The organism is Actinomadura formosensis NBRC 14204, from assembly GCF_001552155.1.
In the GTDB taxonomy this organism is placed as follows: Bacteria; Actinomycetota; Actinomycetes; order Streptosporangiales; family Streptosporangiaceae; genus Spirillospora; species Spirillospora formosensis.
In genome coordinates this window covers 1-1,498 of record NZ_BCQQ01000279.1, presented here as the reverse complement: position 1 = coordinate 1,498, position 1,498 = coordinate 1, and the positions used below count along the sequence as shown (strand labels likewise).

The window sequence follows — 1,498 nt, the reverse complement described above, 5'->3', positions numbered from 1 at the left end:
CCACCTTGGCCACCCGCAGCAACCTGGCGTCCTGGCGGGGCCACGCGGGGGACCCGGCCGGTGCGGCCACCGCGACCGAGGAGTTGCTGACCGACCAGATGCGGGTACTGGGCCCCGACCACCCCCACACCCTGACCACCCGCAACAACCTGGCGTACTGGCGAGAGCGGGCAAGCCTTGGGCTGGCGCCGGACCCAGGTGCTGGTGTCTCGGAAACGCTCGATTCTGAGAACGATCCAGCGGCTGGCCCCGAGACCCCCGAATCCGGCCCTCAGTGACCCGGATCCTTCTCAGAACTAGTTCTCATGCAAGTCTGCCGGTTTCGGGATTCTGAGAAATGTTTGCGAGAGCATCCGGGACACGGCCGTCGTCCCAGAAGCGTGCGAGCACACCGGCTCCGTCCCGGCCTCCGATTCGTCCGCGCAAGCCGCCCGCGATGCCGATGAGGTCGAGCGTCACCTGTGCCTGCGGTGCGGTGTCCAGCCGGGATCGCCGTGCCGGTCACGATCGGGCGCGGTGGCCGGCACCTACCGCACCGGCCGGTTCACCAAGGTCCCCCGGCTTGCGAAGCTGCTGCGCATCGCCACCCGGCCGACCGCGCGCCCGGAACCCCGTGGCGGCCCGGCACTGCGCCGCCGGCACCGCTCACCGGCGACCGGCCATCGGCCGACATCCGGATCGGGTACGCCCGCTGCTCCTGGCTCACGCAGGAACTCCAGTCACAGCTGGACGTCCTGGAGGCCCGCGGGATCCCCCGCGAGAAGATCTCCACCTGGGTGCGGGTCCGGCCTGAGTTCGAGAAGGCGCTGGCGGCCGCCCGGCAGATCAAGGCGCACGCCCCGCACTGCCGCGTCATCGTGACGGTGTACGAGATGAAACGCCTGAGCCGCGACGCCTCCGAGCTGACCGCCCTGGCCGACCATCTGACCGCGCACGGCCTGGTGCTGGAATTGCTCGCCGGGCCGCCGGCCGGGATCTACGATCCGGCCGGGCCGGATGCCGTTCGCGTTCTTCGCCGCGATGGCCGAGACCGAACGCGAAGCGATCCGCGAGGCCACCCTGGAGGGCCTGGACGCCGCCGCCCGCAAAGGCAACCACGGCGGCCGCTGTCCCGTCATCACCGACGACCCCACTGGCCGACCAGCAGAGTACGGACGAAGACCGACCGCAGCGCACAGGAGCACGGGAAACAGGCATTTCCGAAGTCCTCTGCAACCAGCTCCAGACCGTGAGGTCACCCGCGCACACAACTTCGGAAATCGACATCTAGCCGAACCTGACGCCCCCCGCCCGCAGGATCTATGCCCACTGGGGCTGGAAACAGGTCGCCAAGGTCCAATCCCACCCAGGCGAGGACATTGATGACGCCCTTGCTCTCTCACTCCAGCCACCCCGGCATGAGGGCGTCCAGCTCTGATCGGCTTCGTAGAGCCGTATGGCTTTGCGGGAGTGAGACCGCGAACGCTTGGCTCGACGCTCGCCAGCCCGTATTGGACGG

At 69.1% G+C, this 1,498-nt stretch carries 1 protein-coding gene and 2 pseudogenes; all 3 read left to right on the top strand.

What is annotated here, in order from left to right:
* Positions 1–278: pseudogene (locus AF1_RS36080) on the top strand (tetratricopeptide repeat protein); the annotation flags it as partial.
* A gap of 49 nt (positions 279–327) precedes the next feature.
* Positions 328–519 (top strand): annotated as a pseudogene (locus AF1_RS37215) (hypothetical protein); the annotation flags it as partial.
* Positions 462–1,232 (top strand): recombinase family protein, encoded by a 771-nt coding sequence (locus AF1_RS33935; protein ID WP_456151179.1) that lies wholly within the window; start codon positions 462–464, stop codon positions 1,230–1,232. The pseudogene AF1_RS37215 and the gene AF1_RS33935, both read left to right, overlap by 58 nt.
* Positions 1,233–1,498: the final 266 nt, after the last annotated feature.